General features: G+C 45.5%; 6 protein-coding genes. All 6 read right to left on the reverse strand.

Translation table 11 applies throughout. The features are described from left to right. The coding region (locus tag AB1466_02450) for a DNA polymerase IV (protein MEW6188963.1) at window positions 1-994 on the reverse strand (994 nt) is incomplete at its 3' end. Between the two features lie 11 nt (window positions 995-1,005). Beyond that, on the reverse strand, window positions 1,006-1,320 hold the full coding sequence (cutA, locus tag AB1466_02455) for a divalent-cation tolerance protein CutA (GenBank protein MEW6188964.1): 315 nt from the start codon (window positions 1,318-1,320) through the stop codon (window positions 1,006-1,008). A 19-nt stretch (window positions 1,321-1,339) separates the two neighbouring features. Then, window positions 1,340-2,248 carry a TIM barrel protein gene (locus AB1466_02460; GenBank protein ID MEW6188965.1) on the reverse strand — a complete coding sequence of 303 codons (909 nt, stop codon included), beginning with the start codon at window positions 2,246-2,248 and terminating at the stop codon, window positions 1,340-1,342. A gap of 118 nt (window positions 2,249-2,366) precedes the next feature. Next, window positions 2,367-2,810, reverse strand: coding sequence for a DNA polymerase ligase N-terminal domain-containing protein (locus AB1466_02465; GenBank protein MEW6188966.1), 444 nt, complete (start codon window positions 2,808-2,810; stop codon window positions 2,367-2,369). Between the two features lie 100 nt (window positions 2,811-2,910). Beyond that, entirely contained in the window at window positions 2,911-3,519 is a 609-nt protein-coding gene (locus AB1466_02470) for an ABC transporter permease subunit (protein ID MEW6188967.1), read from the reverse strand. A gap of 902 nt (window positions 3,520-4,421) precedes the next feature. Then, window positions 4,422-5,165: a DUF72 domain-containing protein gene (locus AB1466_02475; protein ID MEW6188968.1), complete on the reverse strand. Its 744-nt coding sequence runs from the start codon at window positions 5,163-5,165 to the stop codon at window positions 4,422-4,424. Window positions 5,166-5,320 lie beyond the last annotated feature (155 nt).

Genomic DNA, 5,320 nt, shown 5'->3' on the forward strand with positions numbered 1-5,320 from the left:
TTACTTTCCTTGTAAGATCAAACTTGGATAAGAGAGCGCGGACCTCGTTGTAAATAATCTCCTGGGAATCCACCGGTTCAGGTAAGGTGTGAGACCTTGTATGGGTGGAAAAGTCGCTGTACCTTATCTTCACGGTGATCGTCCTCCCTCGATAATCCGCATGGCGCAGATCCTTGACGAGGAATTTCACAAATCGGGATAGAGTATCTCTTATTAAATTCAAATCGGTCGTGTCTACTTGAAAAGTCGTTTCTCTGCCCATCGATTTTGGCTCGTGAAAGGCAATAACAGGGGTTTCGTCCATACCCCGAGCATGATTGTAAAGCATCCGCCCATAGACCTTACCGAAGGTCTCTTGAAGAGTCTTTAATGGTACCTTCGCGAGATCGCCAATCGTGCTTATCCCCATGTCTTTAAGACGAATTTCCGTTTTCCTCCCCACACCCCACAAGGTGAACACCGGAAGCGGTGACAGAACCCTTTGAACCCTTTTTCCCCCAATCGATGTGAGACCATCCGGCTTGTTTAACCCCGAGGCTATCTTGGCTAAAAGTTTATTGGGGGCAACACCCACCGAGGCGGTTAAGCCCAGCTCCTCTGTAATCCTCCTTTTGATCTCCCTGGCGATATCCACTGGATTCCTTTCACTTTCGGTCACATCGAGGAATGCTTCATCCAGACCCAGGGATTCCACCAAAGAGGTATAATCTCTCAATATCTTCATCAGTCTTTGAGATACTTCAGAGTATTTTTTGAAATCTACCGGAAGAAAGATGGCGTGAGGACACTTCCGGTAGGCAAACTTTAGAGGCATAGCGGATTTTATGCCATACTTACGGGCTTCATAGGATGCGGTGGAAACGACCCCTCTTTTATGAGGATCGCCGTTTCCTCCCACGACCACGGGTTTTCCCTTATACTCTGGATGCCTCTGTTGCTCGATGGCAGCGAAGAAGGCATCCATATCAACGTGGATTATCGCTCGCCTGGACACAATATTTGCTCTTATTTTACTTCCTGGGCAATCCAATCCAGGAAATCGGGATTGCCCTCGGAAATATCGAAAGAAAGGGTCGCTGGAACCTCATAACTGTGTACTTTTTTGACCTCTGAGATTACTTCCTTCACCAATCTCGTTTTCGTCTTGGCGAAGATGAGTACCTCTTCATCTTCGCAAATTTTGCCTTGCCACCAATAGAAAGATTCAATCCTTGGAACGATGTTGGCGCAGGCAACCAACCTTTTCCTTACGAGTGTCCGAGCTATCCTCCTCGCTTCATCGATATTCGCCGCGGTTATGTAAATGAGGGAAAAAGCCATCTCAACCCTCCTTTAGGCTTTAAGATATGCTTAAGTCCTTCAGGAATTTGAAGCTCTCGAGGAGCTCCGCGCGAGAAACCTTTGGATGAACCTCTATAACCTTGATGGTCTCCTCCTTCAAATACGATTCAATCAAGGAAAAATCCACATCGCCCGTTCCCGGTGCAAAGTGATCCTCTCTCCCCTTAGCATCATGCAGGTGCATCCCCACTATGTTGGAGGCATAACCATCCAAAAAATCCTTCTGGCTGGTGAATCCGACACACTCCAGATTGTGAGCGTGACCGACATCGTGCCAATATGCAACGGGAGCTCCCTCAAATTCCTTCAAGATGAGCCCTATTTCCTCGTGGGAGGGAATCTCATGGTAATGGTAGCGAGTCTCAACGCCTAAGATAACACCGAGTTTCTCCGCCACTGGAACCAACTTATCCAGGCTTAAAAGAGCTCGATCGAAATACTTTTGGACTTTTCTCCTCCTCTCACCCTTCAACTCCTCCCTCAGCTCGTGAGCTTCATCGATATCTCCCTTTCCCTCGTCGTGGAGCTCGTACAGATGATCCAGATTCGCTTTCAAAGGAATATTCCCCAAGTGAAGGATGACCACCTTCGTCTCGAGTTCAGAAGCATATCGAATCGTCCTTAAGGTGTATTCCACAGCGAGTTCTCGTTCCTTATCGTCATCCGAGGTAAAAAAGAATGCGTCTCCGCTTCCCCTCTCTAGGATATCGGGAACGGGAAAGAAATTATGGATGCTCACCACAACTAACCCTTCTTTCTTGAGTAGAGGGCGTAGTTCGGAGAAAAGATGAGGGGTAATGTGATACTCAAGTTCAATCGCATGCGTCTCAAGGGAAAGTAATTCCCCCATCATTTCTTCACCGCTTTTTACCCTGCGTGAAAGCCAACTCGTGGAGATACCAAGCATCTTTCCATCTTCACTTGACAGATCTAAAGACCTGTTTCTACGGAATTGGTTCTTTGCTCTTGCATTTAGAAAGTAAAACAGACCTGCCTGCCGGCAGGCACGGCCTTTAGGTCTATTATCACGCTTTAAAGAGCAACCAATTCCCCTTCCCCTTCTTGCGCATGAGGATCAGCACGAATTTTCCACTCAGGCGTTTTCCCTTAAGGATAAATTCGAGGCGATCGGGTTTCCTTTCAATGAGCTCATATTCTCCCGAGTCCCAAATCTCAACGGTCCCCGCCCCGTATTCTCCGGGAGGGATGATTCCCTGGAAATCTAGGTAGTCAACGGGATGAACCTCGACCTCAACTGCCAGATATTTGATGCCCCGTTTAGTGGGAATCCCCTTCGGCACAGCCCAGGACTTCAGGACACCATCCATCTCCAGACGAAAATCGTAATGGAGGCGAGTAGCTTGGTGCTTTTGCACCACGAATCGGTTAAGACCAGTCTCCTTCACCTCTCCTCTCGGTTCGGGAGTCTTCTCAAATTTTCGCTTTTCCCAGTATTTCTCCAGTTTCATATCCACTCCTCATTTAACAGGTCTTCCTACGGATCCGTCTGGAAAAGACTTGTTTCTACAGAAAATTGGGTCTAAAGACCTGTTGCTACTAGAAATATGATTAAACTATAGCTATATCTTCTCTTCTAAAGATGAGAATGGATGCGATAAGACAAAGGAGGCTTAGCCCAAGAAAAAGCAGAGCATCTGACCAAGGGATATTCCCCGTCTTTAAAGCTTCCATGGAGTTGTAATACTTAAAAATGGAAAGAAAACGAAAATCCTTTAAGGTTTCGCTCAAATCAGCCAAAGCGTTTAAAAGATGGGAGGCAATAAGGAAAGCTACAGAAAGAATAACCACCCGACCTCTTTCTTTAAGAATTACAGATAGAAATAGAGAAAATGCTGCAATAAAAGCAAAAAACAGAAAACCCAAAAAACCAACCGCAAGAAGCCCTTCAGTTTTAATTTCAACGTCGTAAAAGAGAGCGAGTAGCCCGGTGCTTCCAATGGTAACAAAGGTTAAAATGGCGAGATAAAAAAGACAAGCCAAAAACTTGCCCAAAATGATTTTGGTCCGCGAAATCGGTTGCGCCAGCAAAATCTCAATCGTGCCATCCGCGATCTCTTTGCCCACGATGGCGGTGGCAAAAGCAATCACATAGCCCCCAACGATGATGATCCACCAGAGAGCAAGAAAATATGCCGAAAGATAGCCCTCAACCGTCATGATGTCCTTTATAGGGATTCCCCATCCCCCGCAAGGCTCATAAACCCTTGCGGGTAGAGTTCAAGCATCTTCTCAAACTCTGGAGTGAAAAGGGTAGCTGGTATGAGAGCAATAATCAACCAAACGTAAAGAAAAAGAGATAACGCAAATATGAGCGTGCTTAGCCGGCGCTCTTTTAGAACTCTTTTAAATAAATTAAGCACTTTCCTCCTCGCTGTAAAATTCCATGAAGACTTCCTCTAAGCCCGCATGGGCAAAAACTAAATCTTTGACCTTAAAAGTCGCGATTTTCTTTACCAAGGAATCAATCTCTCCCCTTACAGTCATCCTAAGAGTACGATCAGGAATCTCAACGAGGGTCACGCCATCAAGAGCAAAGGCTTTTGGTCGACGTAGTCATGGGAGTATTCCTTTATTCGCCTCGAAAGATCCAGGTCAAACCGATCAATTAGTTCATCCCTCAGTCGAGGTGGCACCTCGAGCTTGAACGCAGCAAAATAATCAAGGAGTTCTTTCCCAGTCACCTTAGGGTAAAGATGAACCTCCCGGGGATATAGCCTATCTCTTTTCTGATGGCCACCGAATCCTTGACGATATCACACCCAAAAATTCTCCCCGATCCCCTTGTGGGGAAGATGATTCCCAGAAGAAGAGGATGGTCGTGGTCTTGCCGCGCCGTTTGGTCCCAGGTAACCGAAGATTTCCCCTTTTTGAGTGGAGAGATTTAAATCTTCGATTCCTCGCGTTTTGCCATAGTATTTGGTTAAACCTCAGTCTCGATGAAAACTTCTGAAGAAATCTTTTGTCTCATCATACCTTAACTCCGATTTCGATATAACTATCAACAGGTTAAAGACCTGTTTCTACGAATTGGAACTAAAAAATGTAGTCTGTTATTATGCCTATCCTTGAATCAACTCCCTTAATTTTAAGGCATTATAAATGGCAAAGCCATAGGCGTCATTATTGAAATAAGCGTAAATATATCTCCCCTCATCGAGCCATTTTTTCGCTTTAGAAGACCAGTCTTTAAGCTCGTCATCGGAGTAATTGGAGCCATAGAGGATTTCCCCGCCATGGAAACGCAGATAGACGAAGTCCGCGGTGGAGATTTCCACAAAGGGCCAGCGATTTGAGTGGGCAACGCAGAGAGAAAAATTGTACTTTGAAAGTAATTCGTAGATTTCATCACAGAACCAGCTCTTATGGCGGAACTCGAATGCATGGCGGGTATTTCGAGCAATCTCATTTTGGGCAAGCAATTCGCAAAATTTCTCCAATCTTTTCCTATCCATGTGCAGTCCCGGTGGGAGCTGCCATAAAACGATCCCAAGTTTCTCTTTTAGACCGCTGGCGTTGTCGAAGAATAGCTTCAGGGGATCCTCGCAACCAGCTAATTTCTTGACGTGAGTAATGAAACGACTGCCCTTAACGGCAAAGATGAAATTATTGGGTGTGCGATTGCGCCACCCTTCAAAGACATTCCTCCTTGGAAGGCGGTAAAAGGAAACGTTTAATTCCACTGTGTCAAAATGTTGAGCGTAAAATTCGAGCCACCTTCTCGGAGGGACATCGGGAGGATAAAAAACACCATTCCACCAATGTAGATAATTGTAACCGCTCGTGCCCACGAATACTCTAGCCATCTGCCACTCCCGAATTTGATGCGAAGGAACTTTGATATTTCAATTATATGCTATAATCTTCATGGTGAAAATGAAACTAAAAGCTCACAAGGAAATCAAAGATACTTGTCGGAAATTTCAAGTTTCTTGCCTCATCCTTTTTGGCTCAAGGGCAA

It is taken from the genome of Actinomycetota bacterium (genome assembly GCA_040755895.1).
GTDB lineage: Bacteria > Actinomycetota > Aquicultoria > Subteraquimicrobiales > Subteraquimicrobiaceae > Subteraquimicrobium.